Below are 17,908 nucleotides of genomic sequence, written 5' to 3' on the forward strand. Positions count from 1 at the left end.
AGAACAATGGCAAAAAGCGCAAGACAGCATGTGTTCGAGGGCATGGAGCTTCTACCTGAAGCCCTGACGCCATTTGTCGAGAAGCGGCTCGAATCCTCTCTCACCGGGCATTGGCCTGTGCTGGTCGTGGAGCGCATCAACGGCCTTCGCGTTGCCCAAGGCGCTGTGGTCTGGGATCAGGCCAGCCTGCTGAAGACCATGATGGTCTACTGGAAGGAGGCTTTCGCCAACGTCCTCGGCCATACGGAGCGCTCGTTCGTCTCGGAATTGCTCGAGGTTCGCAACCGGCTCTCGCACAACGATAATTTCACCTATGATGACGCCGAGCGGGCGCTGGATTCGATGCGCCGGCTGTTGAGCTCGATTAGCGCCGGCGACACCGCCGAAAAGCTCGGAGTTATGCGCGATACGATCCTGCGCATGAAGTTCACTGAGCTGCAGCGCAATGAGGAGCGTCGAAAGACGCAGCGGTCCGACATCTCGGTGGAAACCGTTGCAGGGCTGGTGCCATGGCGGGAGGTGGTCGAGCCGCACCAGGACGTCGCCACCGGCATCTTCACACAGGCCGAGTTCGCCGCTGACCTAGGCAAGGTGCACAATGGTTCAGCGCCTTCGGAATATTCCAATCCTAAGGAATTCTTCGCCCGCACCTACCTGACCGACGGACTTTCGACGCTGCTCGTCGGAGCAGCAAAACGGCTATCCGGCAGTGGCGGCGATCCAGTGGTCGAACTGCAGACCAATTTCGGCGGCGGCAAGACCCACTCGATGCTAGCCCTCTATCATATGGCCGGCGGCACCCCCGCCCGCGACCTGCCCGGCCTTGATCAACTCCTGCAGAAGGAAGGGCTGACGGTTCCTGACAGGATAGCCCGAGCTGTGTTGGTGGGCACCTCGCGCGGGCCGCAGGATATTCTGAAGACAAAGGATGGATTGCAGATTCGAACCACATGGGGCGAGCTTGCCTGGCAGCTCGGCGGTGCGGAAGGTTTCGCCATGGTGGCGGAGAACGACGCCAAGGGCATTGCGCCCGGCTCGAACCTGCTCGAATCCTTGTTCAAGACGTTCGCTCCCTGCCTGATCCTGATCGACGAGTGGGTCGCGTACCTCCGCCAGATTTACAAGGTCGAGGGGCTGCCATCCGGTTCGTTCGACGCGAACCTGTCCTTCGTCCAATCCCTCACAGAGGCGGTGAAGACCAGCCCCGGCACGCTGCTGGTCGCCTCGCTTCCGGCAAGCCAGATTGAGGTCGGCGGTGAAGGCGGACAGGAAGCGCTGGCGCGCCTCAAGCAGACCTTTTCTCGTGTCGAGTCATCATGGCGACCCGCTAGCCAGGAGGAGAGCTACGAGATCGTCCGTCGGCGGCTGTTCAAGGAAATCCCTGGCGACCGGTTCCATCATAGAGACAACACGCTGAAGCAATTCGCCAAGCTCTATCGCGAGAACGCAAACGACTTCCCGCAGGGGGTGGCCGACGAGGACTATCGCCGCAAGCTGGAGAAGGCGTATCCGATCCATCCGGAGCTGTTCGACCAGCTCTATGTCAGCTGGGGTTCGCTGGAAAAATTCCAGCGCACACGTGGCGTGCTACGGCTGATGGCGCAGGCAATCCACGAGCTTTGGATGAACAACGACCCTTCCGTGATGATTATGCCGGGCAGCGTGGCGATCAGCTCCGCCCGGGTCGAGCCCGAGCTGCTGCACTACCTGGAGCCTTCCTGGCAGGCGATCATCGCGGGAGACGTCGATGGCACCATGTCGACGCCCTACAAGATCGACCAGTCTGCTCCGAATCTAAATCGCTACTCGGCGACGCGACGCGTGGCACGGACCATCTTCATGGGCTCCGCGCCCATGCACGGCCAGCAGAACAAAGGGTTGGACGATCGCCAGATCAATCTCGGCGTTGTGCAGCCCGGCGAGCGGCCGGCGATCTTCGGTGATGCGCTGCGGCGGCTGACCAACCAGGCCAAATTCATGCACTCGGATCTTGGCAAGCACTGGTACTCGATGTCGGCGAGCTTGAACCGTATCGCGGCCGATCGCGCCGGGCAGATAGAAGAGGCACTGGTTCTCGTAACCATCGATAAAGAACTGACAAAATACATCAACGGCATCGCCGATCGCGGCCTCTTCGATGCCGTGCAGGTTGCTCCGGCTGGTTCGGGCGAGGTCCCAGACGAGGCAGGGGGCGTGCGATGCGTAGTTCTGGGCGTGGCGCACTCTCATTCGGGACGCGACGGTTCCGAGGCGATGGCCGAGGCCAAGGATGTTCTCTTGCAGCGCAGCTCCGCGCCACGCGTCTATCGCAACACGCTGGTGTTTCTGGCGGCCGAGACCAAGCAGATTGACGGGCTGAAGGAAGCCATGCGTTCGGCGCTCGCCTGGGGCGAGATAGTGCGGGACACCGATCGACTCAACCTGACGCAGAGCGACGAAGCGTTGGCCAAAGCCAAGCTAACCGAGGCGCAGGAGACGATGAAAACGCGCATGCGCGAATCCTGGTGCTATCTGATCTACCCCATCCAAGAAGATGCGACCAAGGACATCGAATGGATGACGGGCAAAATCGCGGCCCAGGATGGGGTTCTCTCGCGGGCGAGCAAGAAGCTGGTCAGCGAGGAAGGATTGATGCCGGAACTCGGACCCGGCCGGCTCGACCGCGACCTGCAGAAATATATCTGGAACGGCAAGCCGCATCTCTCGCTGAAGGATCTGTGGGAATACCTGAATCGTTACACGTACCTGCCGCGCGTCAAGAACCGGACCGTGCTGACGAATGCAGTCAGATCGGCAATCTCAAACATAATCCCCGGCCCGTTCGCCTACGCCGAGCGGTATGACGAGGCCACGCAGTCCTATATCGGTCTGGCGATCGAGAACGCGGCTAATGCCGCGGTGGTGATCGACAGCGACAGCGTCATCATCAAGCCCGATGTCGCCGAGGCGAATCGACCCAGCCCGAAGGGTGAAACCGTTGTGCAGCCTACTGGAGGAGGCGGCGCCGGCGGGATGGAAGAGGCTCCTGGAGCCCTGGGTGCAGGGGCGGCAGCGCCGACGGCCATAGAGGAGCGGAAGCCGACACGCTTCATAGGGACCGTTATGATCTCGCCGGGACGACCGGCCCATGAATTCCGTCAGATCGTCGAGGGCATCATCGAGCAATTGACGACGCTGCCTGGAAGCGACGTGTCCCTGAAGCTCGAGATCGACGCCGAAGTTCATTCCGGATTGGACCGCGGCAAGGTTCGGACCCTGATGGAGAACGCAACGACGTTGGGCTTCATCGACAAGAAGGTGGAGTAGCGACGTGGCAACGACGGCTGCGGAATCTCCAACTGGCTGGGATCCGGAAAAAGGCGGTGTGAAGGTTTGCCTGCGGGACAATCCGGGCCGCCAGGGCGCCACGACTGGCCGAACAAGGATGGCCGGAACTTTCTTGATGGTCGAAGTGGACTTCGGCCCAAACGAAAAGCAGTTCAAACGCTATTTGCAACTGGAGCCCGTCGTCGAGGAGACGGATCTCATCGACCTCCTGAAGGCAGGAAGGTTCGGAACCCCAAGCGACCTGCGGCGGGTCCTGACATTCGAGAAGATCAAGGGGGATCTGACCAACGTCTTCTATTCGATGGAGGCCAGCAATACCGATTTCTATCCGCACCAGTTCAAGCCGGTGATGCGGTTCATCGAATCGCCCGTTGGCCGCATGCTGATCGCCGACGAGGTTGGTCTCGGGAAGACCATTGAAGCAATATACATATGGAAGGAAATCCAGGCACGACATTCAGCACGGCGGCTGCTGATAGTCTGTCCGGCCATGTTGAGGCAAAAGTGGCGTGGCGATCTGCGCAAGCGGTTCAACATCACCGGAGAGATTATCTCTGCAAAGGATCTCCTAGAGAAGGGAGAGGATATCGCCGGTCGTCGGTCTTCCGATGCGTTCGTCTACATTACTAGCTTGGAAGGCCTTCGGCCGCCTGCGAGATTCCTCGATGAAAGCGTTGGTGGCACGCGGGCGCGGTTTGCCAGGCTGCTTGACCAGAATACGGCGACCGAGGAGTTCGCGCTCTTCGACCATGTCATCATCGACGAGGCTCACTATCTGCGCAATCCATCGACAGCGAACAATCGCCTTGGCCGCTTGTTGCGCGAAGCGTCCCGCCATCTGGTGCTGCTGACCGCGACTCCGATCCAGATCAAAAGCGATAATCTCTATCAATTGCTTCGCCTGATCGACGAGGACCAGTTCTACGACGCGTCGCTGTTTGAGGAAATGCTGGCAGCCAATTCCCAGATCGTACGAGCGCAGCGAGCGTTGTGGCGGCAGCCAGTGGACGTTGCCGAGGCACGCGCGGCCATAATGGATGCTGAAAAATCAGATTACTTCAAAAAGGATGCGGTGCTTCGTCGAATAAGATCCGAAATCGATAAGGCCGCACAGGATTCCGAGAAACGTGTCGAGTTGCTACGCCTGCTCGAATCACGGTCTCTGCTTTCGCAATACATGACGAGAAGCCGCAAGAGGGAGGTATTGCCGACCCACGTCGTGCGGGCGCCACAGGTCCTGAACGTCGTCTTCAGCAAGGCTGAAGCAGCCATTTACGATCACGTCACCAAAAGGATTCGCGACCAGTCCGTCGGCAAGACCGGGGTATCGCTGTTTTCGCTGCTTGCCCGCCAGCGCCAAATGGCAAGTTCTATCGTGGGGGCACTGGAGAGTTGGAAAGAGAAGGAACTGATCGACGAGCTGCTTTGGGAAGACTTCGGTCTGTCGACCGGCCTGATCGAAGGGACGAGCCGCAATGACTGGCAGAACGGCGAAGACCAGCCCGAAAGCGCGAGCGAGGCTCCGGTTGCATACGGTTTTGGCTTTGACCTGGCGGAACTGGAAAAAAATGATGCAAAATACCGTGCACTGAGAGAGTTCCTCGCGGGCGAACTGGCGAAAGATCCAGCAGAGAAGTTCGTCATATTCGCTTTCTATCGCGGGACGCTGAAGTACCTCGCCAGGCGGCTAAAGGCCGACGGGATCAGGGCGGGACTGATCATGGGCGACATGGGCTCGTCCAAGGACGCGGTGATCCAGGATTTTGCACTGTCGGAAGGACCCTCGGTGCTTCTTTCGTCCGAAGTCGGCAGCGAAGGCATCGACCTCCAATTCTGCCGCTTCGTCGTCAATTACGATCTTCCCTGGAATCCGATGCGGATCGAGCAGCGCATCGGGCGTCTCGATCGCCTCGGTCAGAAGGCGGAGCGGATCTCGATCATCAATCTAGTGGTGACCAACACCATCGAAGATCGAATCCTGATGCGGCTTTACGACCGCATCAAGGTGTTCAGCGAGAGCATCGGAGACATGGAGGAGATTTTGGGCGAGATGACCGAGCAGATCATGCTCGATCTCCTCAACCCCCGTCTGTCTGACGATGAACGCGACAGGAGAGCCAAGGTGGCCGAGCTCGCGATACACAATACGCAGAAGCAGCAACATGAACTGGAGCAGCAGGCCGTCAACCTGATCGGATTCTCCGACTATATCCTTGAACATATTACAGACAGCCGCAGTAAGGGACGCTGGTTGAGCGCGTCCGAACTCAGACTGCTCGTGGAGGATTTCTTCGCCAGGAAGTATCCTGGCACCAAGATCGAACCGAACTCGCGGATAGACAATTCAGCGCGGATTACGCTTTCGGAGGAAGCCCGCAGGGACCTCGGCTATTTCGTCGCTGAGGCAAGGCCGGCAACGCGTACAAGGATGCACCAGAGCTACAAGCCCATATTGTGCCTGTTCGATCCTCGCCAAACTGACGATGTCAGTCCTGACGTAGAATTCATCGAGCCGAGCCATCCATTGGTACAATGGATACGAAACGCTTATGAGTCCGATCGAAGTCAGCTTCATCGGGTGGCAGCGCTCAAGTTGCCGTCAGGAGCGACCAGCTTCCCGCCTGGGGATTATGTTTTTTCCGCGCATCGGTGGTCATTCGCGGGTGTCAGATCCAATGAGACGCTGGCGTTTAGCGCATTGCGTATCGGCGATGCGGAACCCCTGAGCAATTCAAGTTCCGAAGAACTCATCGCGATTGCAGCAGGCTCCGCTTCCCTTTTTCCCAACGCCCAGAACGTCATCGGAGACATAAAATCTGTGCTCGAAGCCGCTTCGGTCTGCGAACAGCATCTGGCGGACATGTTCGGCGAACGGCTTTCGGACTTTGAGGCGGAAAACGCTGTCCGTTGCGAACAGCAGGAAACCAGCGCCAAAAAATTCGCGCGACGTCGACTGGATGAACTCGGGGGGCGCATCCAGCGATTCAAAGTTGCGGGTAATCTCAAGCCCATTCCGATGACGGAAGGTCTCATCCGCAAAGAGGAAGAGCAACTCAAGACAAAGATCGAGCGGGTAACCAGAAGGCGTCACGTCGAGGAAACGATGGTTCCGTTGGCGATCGGGGTAATCAGGGTGGAATGATGCTTGGTAATTGGCGACAAAGACTGCTTACTCTCCGCGACCGGCTGTTTGGCGAGCACAGCGCGACGGATCCCCTCGATGAGATAGAGGTCCCGACCGATGAAGTGGCTCCTCTAGGCCCGACGGAATTCCCCGCCGAGCGTCTGCCGTTGCCGACCGAAGTTCCGCCAACGGTTTCACAAACGTCCGGGCAGCTACCTGATCAGCTCTACGATCCCGCCTCCAAGAAGAGCAAGGCGACCCGAAAAACGGTCGATTCCAGGCCAAAGAATGGGCAGAGATCGACGCAGAAACCGACTCCGGTAGCCAAAGTCAAACGGCTGGTCGTTGGGGCCGGCCGCGCCGCCAAACGTCTAGTTGCTGAACACAATGAGAAGCGCTCCGGGGATGGGTTAGGACAACCTAGCGCGCGATCCACGGGACGAGACCAGGTCTTCCTGAATCTCGGCATCGACTTCGGCACGAGCTTCACCAAGGTTTGCTTCCGGGACGTTGGGACGGAAGACTCATTCCTTGTGACCTTCGATGCTGCCTCGGCGCATGACGCCTTGTTGCCGTCCATCGTCGCGGTGGATAAAAAGGGCACGCTCTATACCGCCGATCAGGCTCCGCGCGGAGCGGTGCTGGTGCCATATCTCAAGATGAGGCTCGCCGGGTCGCCAATTGGCGAAGACTTGCCTGTCGTCGATGGCGTCGACCTTGGCAGCAGGGAAGCCACATGTGCGCTCGCTAGCTGGTTTCTTGCCAAGGTGCTCTCACGCAGCCAGGAATGGATACGCAAGCACGAACGTGACAGGCTAAGGAACCGAGTTCCTGTCTGGTCGGCAAATATCGGCGTTCCGGTGGAACACTACGATTCGGTAGCCATCGACACCTTTCGCAGGGTGCTGGGTATTTCGTGGATTTGGGTTGCGAACGCCAAGCTCCCAAAAACCGTGGGGGAAGCCGTTTCCGCCTATCGGCGGGATGTTGATCGTCTCAAGGGCGAGGTTTCGGATTTTCATGCGGTTCCCGAGATAGCGGCTGCAGTCCAATCCTTCGTGATGTCGCGGGAGGCGGTCGCAGGAATCTATGTCTATTTCGATATCGGTGGCGGAACGGTTGATGGCGTAGCCTTCAAGTTCCTGAATCACCATGGCGAGCGCCGAGTCTATTTCTATTCCGGTAAGGTATCGCCGCTCGGAATTTCGGCCTTGGCTTCGGCGCTCGGGTCAGGCTCACCACGTGATATCGACGACAAGAAACTCAAGCGACTAGTCAGCAATGGAAACGTTGAAGTCCTGGCAGATTTCGAACATCGCGTGAGACAGTTGGTCGGGAAGGTCGTTATGACGGCCAAGCAAAAGGATGGTCGAAATTGGCAAGAAGACGCAATTCAAGACCATCACACTACACGAAAGAACATTCGCAGTCTTGGCGGTCTCGATAGAACGAGAATGACGCCACTCGTCGTTTTCTTGGGCGGCGGCGGCGCTCCTTCCGCTTGGTACCAGACCGCGATCAGTTCGACCTATGACAAGTTTGGGCACTTTGGGGCCGGCGTTCCGCCGTACCAGCTATTGGAAGTTGCGGCACCTAAGGACTTGGACATGACAGGGTTGGCTTCCAGCGATTTTCGACGGTTTGCGATAAGCTACGGGTTGTCGATTCCCTTCGGTGAGGGACCGGAAGTTCGCTTGCCGAGCCAGTTCGCCGACGCGGAGCCACTTCCGGTCAGACCAAACCGCGTTGCCGATTACCTTGATAGCAAGGACGCGTACGACTGACGGCGGACCCCACTCATGGCTACTCAATCGGCCAGAATGATCCGTTTTAACTAGCTGGGGGGCGGCGCTCACAATACGCGGAGTCTGTCCGTTTCACGAAGGCTTGGGGAGAGAACGCATGAGTGCAGCAGTTCGTCATGTCTCGGTCCGTGTGCCTTGGCATGATCGGGCGTGGGATGGCCACGTCTGTGACGACCCCCTAGGCAACGCGTCGTGCCTGGCGCTTCGACTTATAGCCGAGGGCCGCAAGGACCCTGTGGAAATTCAGCTTGCCGGGGAAGCCTTCGATGACCTGACAGATGCCCAGATCCCGCCTTGCATCAAGGCTAGCGCCGCTTTCCTCGCCCCGCGCAACCACACCATCCAGAGCGTGATGAGCTATTCGACGTGGAGCGAGGATCACCGCCATATGCGGCCCAAAACGCTGCACTTGCCCGCCTTCGGCGCCCAGTTGATCCCCTACCGCTGGATGCTGCGCGAGAGCGGTTTTGCACTTGCCGCAGACCTGGAGCTTGCGATCGACCCCGAGCGCGAGCCGTCCGAACCACCGTTCCTCCAGAACACGTCGTGGGTCCAGCATCACGATCACCAGAAGGCGTTGCTGGACGCGTTCGCCGAACCTTTGGTCGAGCATCAGAGCCTGGTGCTGTTTTACGCGACGCGAACACCGCTCTGCGACGACGAACGGCGCGTGCTGCTTGGTGCGGCGATCCTGGAGAAGAAGCACCGCATCTTCGAATACGACTACGATCCTGCCGATACTACGCCCGATAACCGGTTGAGGGCGATGGTATGGGAGCGGTCTGTCCAACATAGCCTTCGTCCATTTAAGGGCGAAGGCGACCTGGCAGGATACGGTGGAGGCTTCGTCCTGCCTTATCACGACATCCTACGCGCGGCCGCTGCCGACGAAACGCTCGATCCCGCCGACTATGTCGCGTTCGCCCCGGAGGACGCACGAGTCCAGTTCTCCTACGGCAGCGAACACGTCAGCCATGGAGCTACGGCCGCAGCCTTGCTCGCCGCCCGTGCCGCCTTCGAGAAGATCGCGACGGTGCTGGACGGTCCCTGGACCGGGCAGATCGAATGGATCGACGAGCAACTTTCCAACCTGTGGCGACTTCAAGGACCGGCGCCCGGCCTAGGCGTTGCCCTGTCGACGTTGCACAGCGGCTTCAACGGCACGCTGTTCGCGATCGCGCTTAGCGGCATTTTGAAATCGAACGAGGACCCTTGGCCAGTGGCGGATGAGATCCTGTCCGGCCGCCGCGCCGCTCCGCCAGGATCGCCGACGATCACATCCACGCTGCAAAAGAGATGGGCCAAGGTCAGGGGCGACGCCGCGCGCTACGACACTCTCCAACTCCTTGCCCGTTTCGAGTTGACTAAGGATCAGGCCTCTCGCGCGACCAGCCGGATAGAGTCGTCGGACCTGTTAAAGAATCCCTACAGGCTGTTCGAAGATGACCGCGATCAACAGGACCCTGTCGCGTTCGCCACCGTCGATCGCGGCTTGTTGCCGGGTTCCGTTGTCGCCGAGGCTCACCCCCTGCCGGGTGGGTGCTGTAAGGATCTCGGTGAATACGACAATCGCTTCCGACTGCGAGCAGCCACCGCGCAGCTGCTCGAAGAGGCGGCTGGAAGAGGCAACACGATCGTCGCCGCCGACCGGCTGGCGGAGGAAGCCGCCGCGCTGACGCTGACCCGCCCGCTTCCACTAGACGCCGACCTTCTGGACCTCTTCCGCGACGAGTTTTCCCCGCAGGTAGAGGTCGGGCCGGGCGACAAGAATCCGACCGCGCAGCTCGACCGATATGTCGCCTACCGTAAGCTGCTGGAGAAGGCTGTCAAAGAACGAGCTGCCATATCCACAGCCGCCACAACAGTGGATTGGTCCGCACTGTTGAAGGATAAATTCGGTTCCTCGCCTGGCGACGTCGAAACCGAAGCGAGAGCGCGCAAGGAAAAAGCGACGGCATTGGCGCGGCTCGCGGGTTCGCGGATTGCGATGCTCGTCGGCCCGGCAGGAACGGGCAAGACGACGGTTCTGGAACTGCTGCTGCAACGGCCGGAAATCGTCGGCTTGCGCGTATTGCTTCTGGCTCCAACGGGCAAGGCCCGCGTGAGGTTGGGGACCGAGACCAACCGTCCGGGAGAAGCGCGCACCATAGCGCAGTTCCTGCTCGCCTTCGACCGATACGACATCCAGACTGGCCGCTACGCTCCCAATCCCGGCGCGGCCAAGGACGGGGCGACCTGCTGTATCATCGACGAAGCGTCGATGTTGACGGAGGACATGCTCGCGGCCGTGCTCGACTCGCTACCACCCACATGCCGGATCATCCTGGTCGGCGATCCTTACCAATTGCCGCCGATCGGTGCCGGGTGTCCGTTCGTCGACATCATCGCCTACCTTCGGCGCCACCACCCTCAATGTGTGGCCGAACTCACTGTGTCGATGCGCCAGCGGGGCGACCGAAGCGATGCGCAGCTTGCGGCAATCTTTTCGGGACGCCATCTGGAGCCGGGCGAGGACGAGGTCGCTGCCATGACGCTCGATGGATTCGATGACCATCACCTTCGCTTGCGGCAATGGGAATCCGTGGCGGAGTTGCCCGGGCTGGTTCAGTCGATCTTCGAGACAGAGTTCGCGGCTAACGATCGTGGAGACGTCATTGCGAATATCGAAACCTCGCTCGGCGCCGCCAAGAACGCCAAAGGCTATCTCAACTTCGATTCCGGCTGCTCCGCGAAGGCCGAGGCTTGGCAGATTCTATCCGTCAACCGCGCGCAAGCCGGTGGATCGATCTATCTTAACCGGCTCATCAAGGACCGATATCGGGCCGAACGGTTGGCCGGCGCAATCAGGTCCAACCAGGTATCTTGGAGAAAGAAGTGGTTCCGAACTGTCAAGCCGCAGGGACCCGAACAGATCACCTACGGGGACAAGGTGATCTGCGTCAGAAATCACAAGCGGGAAGCCTATCAGTACCAGCCGGGCTATAGTCCCAAAGAGAAAGAATACATTGCGAACGGCGAGATCGGACTTGTTACGGGGCAGACTGCCTATGGTCACGCGAACCCCAAATTTGTGAATGTAGAATTCGCCGGACGTAGCGACCGTTCATTCGGCTTTTCACGCTCGGCATTTCGGGATGACGGCCAGCCCTATCTAGAGTTGGCCTACGCTGTCACAGTTCATAAGGCGCAGGGCAGCCAGTTCGGCGTTGTCATCTTGGTCCTTCCAGCAAACAGCCGATTGCTGTCGCGCGAGATGATCTACACGGCGCTAACTCGGCAGACCGAGCGCATCTGGATACTGCACCAAGGAGGATTCGACCGGGTGCTCGCCTACCGCCACGACGCCTTCTCCGATGTCGGCGCGAGGACGACCAACCTGCTGCGCGAAACTGATCCCAAGCGAACGATACCACCGACGGGCCTGCCTGCCGGGATCATCCACCAGACGCGGGGATTCCTTGAGGAGCACCTCAAGCATCGCACCATTCGTGGCGAATATGTCAGCTCAAAATCGGAGTTGGCGATTGCCAACATTCTGTATGGGTTCGAGCAGCGCGGGCTACTGATCTACGAGGTGGAGCCGCCGCTGCCGTTCTCCGACAACGCCAGAGGGCGCTGGGCCGACTTTCGCGTCACGGCTGGCGAGCAGGTCTGGTATTGGGAGCATTGCGGCAGGCTAGACCTCCCGTCCTATCGTAATCGGTGGGCTAGGAAGGAGACGCTATACCGTGCGAATGGCTTTGCTCGGTGGTCCGAGACGTCACCAGACGGAAGGTTGATCATCACAGAAGACGGTTCAAGTGAGGGGCTGGACTCCCACAACATCGATGGGCTCGTCCATAAGCTTTTCGACATTGGGGCCGCTCGGTAGCGCGGCTTATAATGTCAGGCTTCAAAAGCGTGAGGCAGCGGCCGCACGATTGACGAGGCCGGCCGTCACAGCAGACGGCGCTGATTCTTTCCCGGAGCCGGAGGGGTTTTCCTCTTATCAGAGCCTTCCTCGCTCTTATCCGATACCTTTCGGCCGTCGTTCTTAACTTCAATGAATCTGCCGGATATGCCAGTGTCAGCCTGCGGATGGCCTGTCCAACCTTCCGCGAATTTCGGTCGGCTGATATCGCCGAAGTCGAGCAACGCACCGAGAAATCCCTTTGTGTCCGCGTCGAGGTGATCGAAGGAAACGAGATGTGACGCGTAGGCGGCCTTCTCAAGGGACTTGGCGATGCTGAACAGCTTCTCCGAATTGCTCAGCCTGATGACGATTTCTGCCAGTGCTTCGGCAGGAACCGCATTCAGCTCCGCCGTGAATCTCTCCCGGACCACCTGAGCCAGCCCTGCGCCGTTCGGCAAGTATTCCCTGATCGCAGCCTCGGTCCACCGCAGGTTAGCGAGTGCTCCCTCGGTGTTCGCCCCGAAACGGATGGCGTCGGTCATGTGTCGAACGCGTTCGGCAGAGGGTCTGAGGGCGGTGTCCGCAGACGCGAAATCGAAGGCGGCGGCAGCGATGGCGGCTGCGAGATAGGTGAGGCGTCCGGCTCCCCGAGCGGCGGCGGAAGCAGGATGCGCGTTCACGGCCTCGCGGGCGAACAGCTGGAAGCCTTCAAGCGCGGTATTGGCGCATGACGGCCCGAACTTGTCGGCGACAGCGGATTTCACCTCGTCTATCTTGTCCCTCAAGACGCGACCGTTTCTCGCGTTGTCGATATCGGCGATCTCGCCGTTGAATTCCTCTTCGGTCATGCGGTTCAGTCCGGAAAGCGCGTCGCTGTTCTTGAGGCGCTGGAGGTCCGCCCCGTCGATCCACAGGACTCCATGCTTCCGCGCCAGCTCCCGGAGCATCGGGCGGCTGTCGGTCGTGGCCACGCCTGCGCCCTCGACGGAGATGACGCTTGCCACTCCCTTGACGAAGAACAGCCGTTCCGCGGCTTGCGGAGTCCTTTTGTCCTTGATGTCGATGATAGTGCGCCGCCGGGCCAGCGTCGCTGAACGCTCGTATACCCACATGTCGATGTCGGTCAGCTCGACGCCATCATGCCGCAGCTTGATTCCGCGCATAACGAAGAACCCGGCACGGAGGAAATAGGCTCTGACCAGCTCTTCGGTCTTCAGACCCTTTGCACCGCTTGCCGTGGCCATCATAGGCTGCCTCCACCGCGTACGGCGCTCAACAGCGTCCGCATCTGCGACTTGCTTTGAGGGCCCTGTTTCTTTGTCCGGAAATCCGTCCGAGCGGCTTCCGGAGGAGTGTACCCGCTCATGCCAGCGCTCGGAAGCACTTCCAGCGCCGCTGCGGCGGCATCGCCACCCTTCAGAACCTGCAAGGCGATCTGACCGACCTCCATCTTCAGGAGGCGCATTGTGAAATAGCCGTTTCCGGTACGCGTTATCTGGACGACGCGCTCGAACTCCAGCGCCCTGTAGTCGCTCCCGATGGCAGGAGCTGGGCCGACCGCCTCGCCCCGGAGCAGCTTGGCAAGGATCAATTCAACTCCCCAAATCCGGCCGCGGACAGGCGTGCTCTGCGACATGCCGTAGCTGAGAGCGGAAACCAGCGCCTTGGCATGGTCAAACGCGTCGTCGATCAGCGGACTGGTAAACTTGTGGAACGCGCCTGGCGACGTCATGAACGCGTGTTCGCCGGCCTCGTTGGAAACTACGTTAATGTCGAAGACGGCAGCGGCCTGCAGCTTCGAGAGCAGTGGGGCGCCAAGCATCTTCTTGGCGTGAGTGGCTACGACCGCGCCCTTCACCTTGAGCAGCTGCTCGAACTGCTGGAGGCTTGCCTGTTCGGCCGGGGTCAGCGAGTCGAGCACCTTCTTGGTCTTTTCGCTGTGTTCCGGCGGAACAGGTTGCCGTTGAACAGAAGGCGGTCATCGCCTTCTCCCTCGGCGTCAACGAACCCGATGCCATAAGCCTGGCCGAGGAAATCCGAGGTATCGTTCTTGGTGAGCTTATAGGTGTCGCCGACGTACTCGGACGCAGCCTTCACGCCGACGGGCGAGGACGATGCCAGCTCCGCCAGGCCTATGGAGGCGAGCTCGAAGGGCTGGGGCTCGTTCTCGTCGAAAAGGTCCGAGGCGTGACCAAGCGCGGTGCGACCGGTCACGCCAATGACCGAAACCGAACCGTCAGCGGCGACGTCGATGACCCGCCGATTCTGAAGCTGGGTGAGGCATGCCTGAAGCTCTGTCTTAGGATTCAGGCCGCCGATCCTTGCAGCGGCTATCACTTGGCTCTTGTTCAAGTCCGCTTGCTTGCTCTCCGCAAGCCTGACCAGCAGCGAAGCCGCCTTCGCCGCAAGGTCTATCGCGCTGTATTCCGACGCGCCACGCTGGTCGCCCGAAATCTTCCTGCCGTGATGGATGACCCATGCACCCTTAGTCTGCTTGTCCATGTGAAGCCCCGTGCCGTCCCAAGACTGCACTAGCACGGTGTACGCCACATGCACAGGTGACCTCGATCCCCCAACCTGAGAGGATCGCAAGGCGTCGACGAACGCTTGCAGAATCGCTCCTTTGTTGACAGATCAGCCGAAAAGACCCGAATCCGGCCCCTCAGGCGGGATGCCCGGTTCAGGCCGGTGGCCCCGGGAGTCCTTGGTCAGCCATCCGGACAGAGGTGCAGGCCGCAAGGCTTCGGTTCCCGGGGTGTGTTAAGAATCGAAGTGCTGGCCACCTCGAAAAGCGGCTGCATGGCGTCCGCTGTATTGGTCGGCTTGGGAGCCGATCTATTCATTTAACCAGGTTTGTTTTTAGTGACGGCATTGCAATCCCCGACCACACTATTGACAAGCCGCCAGCATCAGCCCGTCTATCGTCCAAAAACCATCATCACACGATCCCCCACGCACGAAACCTTCCCCTGCCCGTCATCTCGCGCAGGCCGAGCTCGCCGACAAGATTGAGCGCCCCCTGCTTTGTCACCTTTAGTCGCTCCTGGATCATGCCCGTCGAGACCAGCGGCCGCGAGAGTACCAGCTCGACCAGGTCGGGCAGTTTCGAGCTGGCGCGCCGTTGTTTGAGCCGCCGCTCCATCTGGCTTTTTGCCAGCACCAGCCGATCGTGTTCCTTCAGGCCAGCCACTGCTGCGTCGTGAATGGCATCGAGCAAGGCGAGCAGCCGATCGCCGCGATTGCGCGCCCGCCTCCGCTCGCGCGGAATGTTTTTCGCGCCGAGATGCAGGCTGGCGAGATGGTGGGCGGCGAGTCCTTCCTGTCGCAGCAGTGCAGCCACGAGCAGCGGCCCGAGCCACGTGGCATGCTGCAGCACCTCGATGTTCGACCAGGCTTCGAGCAGGACCGCCCCGCGCAGCACGACCGGGAATTCCCGCGTTTCCGCGAGCACAGCCTGCCATTCGGCCAGCCGTTCTTCCTCATTCCAGTCGAGATCATAAATCAGGTCCGGCCGGTCGTCCGGGCGCGCCGCTTTCGCCGGCACGTCGGCGCCGCTGAGAATCTTGGACGAGCGCGCCAGGACGGCATCGATCTCGGCAAATTCTTCGGCTAGCCGGTCGGCCTCAGCGTCATCGCGATCGTCGGCTTCCACAGGGGCAGTTTCAGCCCCCTCCCCGTCCCGGCTTTTTTGGCCCGCCGCCGGCATGGCGCCGACGCGACCGGTCAGCGCCAAAAAACCATCGCGGCTGAGCGCCCAGTCTGGCTTCTGTGCAAAAATCCGCCGACGGGTTCGCAGCACCGCGTGCGCCCGGGTGAGTTCGTGGGTCGGGGCTCGGATGTCCATGTGGGCGTCGTGCAGCACGAGGTCCTCGAGGTGGACGAGTTCGCCCTCGAGCCATAGCGCGGAAGCCGCGTCGGCAAAATGCTGGCGCTCGACAAAGCCGTCGCGGACCGGCGAACGGGCGACCCGCTCGTCGAGGCGGACCAAAACCTCGGTCGCTGTCGCTTTTACTTCCCGATTTCAAACGCCCGAACGTCATATGCCGGTTAGGTTTGGGCGCTAGGACGGGCTTAGTTTTTCGCTAACGATTTCACTGACGCTCGATTTGCCACGCCCCATGCACAACCGAAAAGCCACTCCTGGCTCATCGCGATCTGATGAAACACGGTTGGCGGCACGTCGTGTCGCGCGCGAGCTCGACAAAATTCTCGACGATCTTGGACCGCGCCGGGCGGCAATCGAGCGAGCCTCGGCTGAGCTGCGTCTCTCCACCCGCCAGATTTACAATCTGCTGGCGCGCTATCGCATCGATCGAACTGTGACGTCGCTGCTGCCTCGGCTGGATGGCAGCCGCAAGAAGCGCCTTGATCAAGGCATCGAGACGATCGTCGCAACAACGTTGCGAGAGCAGTGGCTGGTGCTGGAGGCGCCGCCGCTCGCTCCCGCGGTGGCCGAGATCCGGGCTCGCTGCGAGGAGGCCGGCCTGGCAGCTCCTTCCTATCTTACTGTAGCCCGCCGCATACCCACGCTGTTTAGCCCCGAGGAGATTGCGAAGAAGCGATCTGCAAACCCAAAGCACCTTCAGCGGCTCAAACCGCGACCAGGATACATTCATGCGGCGCGACCACTGGATGTCTGCCAGATCGATCACACGCCGACCGACATCAACTTCGTGGAGGTCGTCGACGGAGGCGGAACGTTCATTGGCCGGGCATATCTCACGATCGTCACCGACGTGGCGACCCGCTGCATTCTCGGCATCTGCCTCACCCTCGAGAAGCCGTCGGGGCTATCGGTCGCGCTCTGCCTGGCGCACGCCATGTGTCCGAGGGAGGCGTGGTTGGCCGCGCGCGGCATCGAGCATGGTTGGCCGATGTTCGGTCGACCACGATTAATCGTCACCGACTCGGCCAAGGAGTTCAAAGGGAACGCCTTCCAACGTGGATGCGAGGACTATGGTATTCGGGTCCGCTACCGGGATAGCGGCCGCGTCCACCAGGGCGGCGTCGTCGAAAGGCTGCTCGGGAAGCTCAACGCCGTGCTTGTGACGCAACCCGGCTCGACGGGACGATCCGTGGCGGACCGTGACGAATACCCCGCGCAGCGGCGAGCCCGTCTCAGCTTCGCCGATCTCGAGCGGTGCGTCGCGCTCGCCGTGATCGATCATAATCTGCAGGAGAACGCAAAGACTTTGAAGGTACCGGCGACAGAATGGAACCGGCTGGCGCACGATTTGCCCCGCTTCGACGATGATCCCATGCGGGTCCTGCTGGCATTCATGCCTGGGGCGGAGAGGCGCATCTCGCCGCAGGGCGTCAGCAAGTTCGCGCTGGACTATTTTTCACCATGGCTAGGCAGTCTCGTCCCGCGGCGGGACCGTCTGGGCCGGCTCGAGATGAGATATGACCCTCGCGACATCAGCCACATTTACATCCGGGATCCCGACACACGCGAGTTCCGGCCGGTGGCGAGAAGAGACGGGCTCACTACACCGATCACACTGTGGGAACATGAAGGTGATCGTGTTTGCCGACGTGCCGCAAACGCTCGGTCGGACGTCGAGAAGGTGACGCTGCGCCGCCGGATTGCGGAAATCGCTGGCAGGCAGAAACTTTCAAAGGCGGACGTGCGCAATGCGGTCCGCCGGGCGCACGCAGCCGAAGCGCCCAAACCCTATGAGGCGATGCGCCCGGCGACGCCGGCACCCGCCGAGCATCCGGTACGCCAGAAGCGCCGTCTGGCGGTCGAGGACTGGTGAC

General features: G+C 60.5%; 9 protein-coding genes. 5 read left to right on the plus strand and 4 right to left on the minus strand.

The genetic code is table 11. The features are described from left to right. Window positions 1-6: 6 nt before the first annotated feature. From NKJ12_RS27935 to NKJ12_RS27950, 4 genes are all read left to right on the plus strand, one after another. Window positions 7-3,306: a DUF499 family protein gene (locus tag NKJ12_RS27935; protein WP_352706518.1), complete on the plus strand. Its 3,300-nt coding sequence runs from the start codon at window positions 7-9 to the stop codon at window positions 3,304-3,306. A gap of 4 nt (window positions 3,307-3,310) precedes the next feature. After that, window positions 3,311-6,469, plus strand: a complete 3,159-nt coding sequence (locus NKJ12_RS27940) for an SNF2-related protein (RefSeq protein WP_352706520.1) — start codon at window positions 3,311-3,313, stop codon at window positions 6,467-6,469. Further along, window positions 6,466-8,235, plus strand: coding sequence for a hypothetical protein (locus NKJ12_RS27945; RefSeq protein ID WP_352706521.1), 1,770 nt, complete (start codon window positions 6,466-6,468; stop codon window positions 8,233-8,235). Before NKJ12_RS27940 ends, NKJ12_RS27945 begins: the two co-directional genes overlap by 4 nt. 118 nt (window positions 8,236-8,353) lie before the next feature. Continuing rightward, window positions 8,354-12,127, plus strand: coding sequence for an AAA family ATPase (locus tag NKJ12_RS27950; RefSeq protein WP_352706524.1), 3,774 nt, complete (start codon window positions 8,354-8,356; stop codon window positions 12,125-12,127). Window positions 12,128-12,192: 65 nt separating this feature from the next. Here the strand turns inward: NKJ12_RS27950 and NKJ12_RS27955 are convergent, their stop codons facing one another. From NKJ12_RS27955 to NKJ12_RS27970, 4 genes are all read right to left on the minus strand, one after another. Next, window positions 12,193-13,395 (minus strand): hypothetical protein, encoded by a 1,203-nt coding sequence (locus tag NKJ12_RS27955; protein ID WP_352706526.1) that lies wholly within the window; start codon window positions 13,393-13,395, stop codon window positions 12,193-12,195. After that, the gene (locus NKJ12_RS27960; RefSeq protein ID WP_352706528.1) at window positions 13,392-14,069 is read right to left on the minus strand and encodes a hypothetical protein; all 678 of its coding nucleotides are present in this window, start codon (window positions 14,067-14,069) and stop codon (window positions 13,392-13,394) included. The genes NKJ12_RS27955 and NKJ12_RS27960 overlap by 4 nt, the downstream gene beginning before the upstream one ends. Continuing rightward, window positions 14,054-14,650, minus strand: coding sequence for a hypothetical protein (locus NKJ12_RS27965; RefSeq protein WP_352706530.1), 597 nt, complete (start codon window positions 14,648-14,650; stop codon window positions 14,054-14,056). Before NKJ12_RS27965 ends, NKJ12_RS27960 begins: the two co-directional genes overlap by 16 nt. A gap of 436 nt (window positions 14,651-15,086) precedes the next feature. Then, window positions 15,087-16,136, minus strand: a complete 1,050-nt coding sequence (locus tag NKJ12_RS27970; RefSeq protein WP_352706533.1) for an RHE_PE00001 family protein — start codon at window positions 16,134-16,136, stop codon at window positions 15,087-15,089. Between the two features lie 130 nt (window positions 16,137-16,266). On the opposite strand from NKJ12_RS27970, the gene NKJ12_RS27975 reads away from it, so the two are divergent. Then, window positions 16,267-17,907: a TnsB C-terminal domain-containing protein gene (locus tag NKJ12_RS27975; protein ID WP_352706535.1), complete on the plus strand. Its 1,641-nt coding sequence runs from the start codon at window positions 16,267-16,269 to the stop codon at window positions 17,905-17,907. Window position 17,908 lies beyond the last annotated feature (1 nt).

Source organism: Mesorhizobium sp. M0195 (genome assembly GCF_040322115.1).
Lineage (GTDB): Bacteria > Pseudomonadota > Alphaproteobacteria > Rhizobiales > Rhizobiaceae > Mesorhizobium.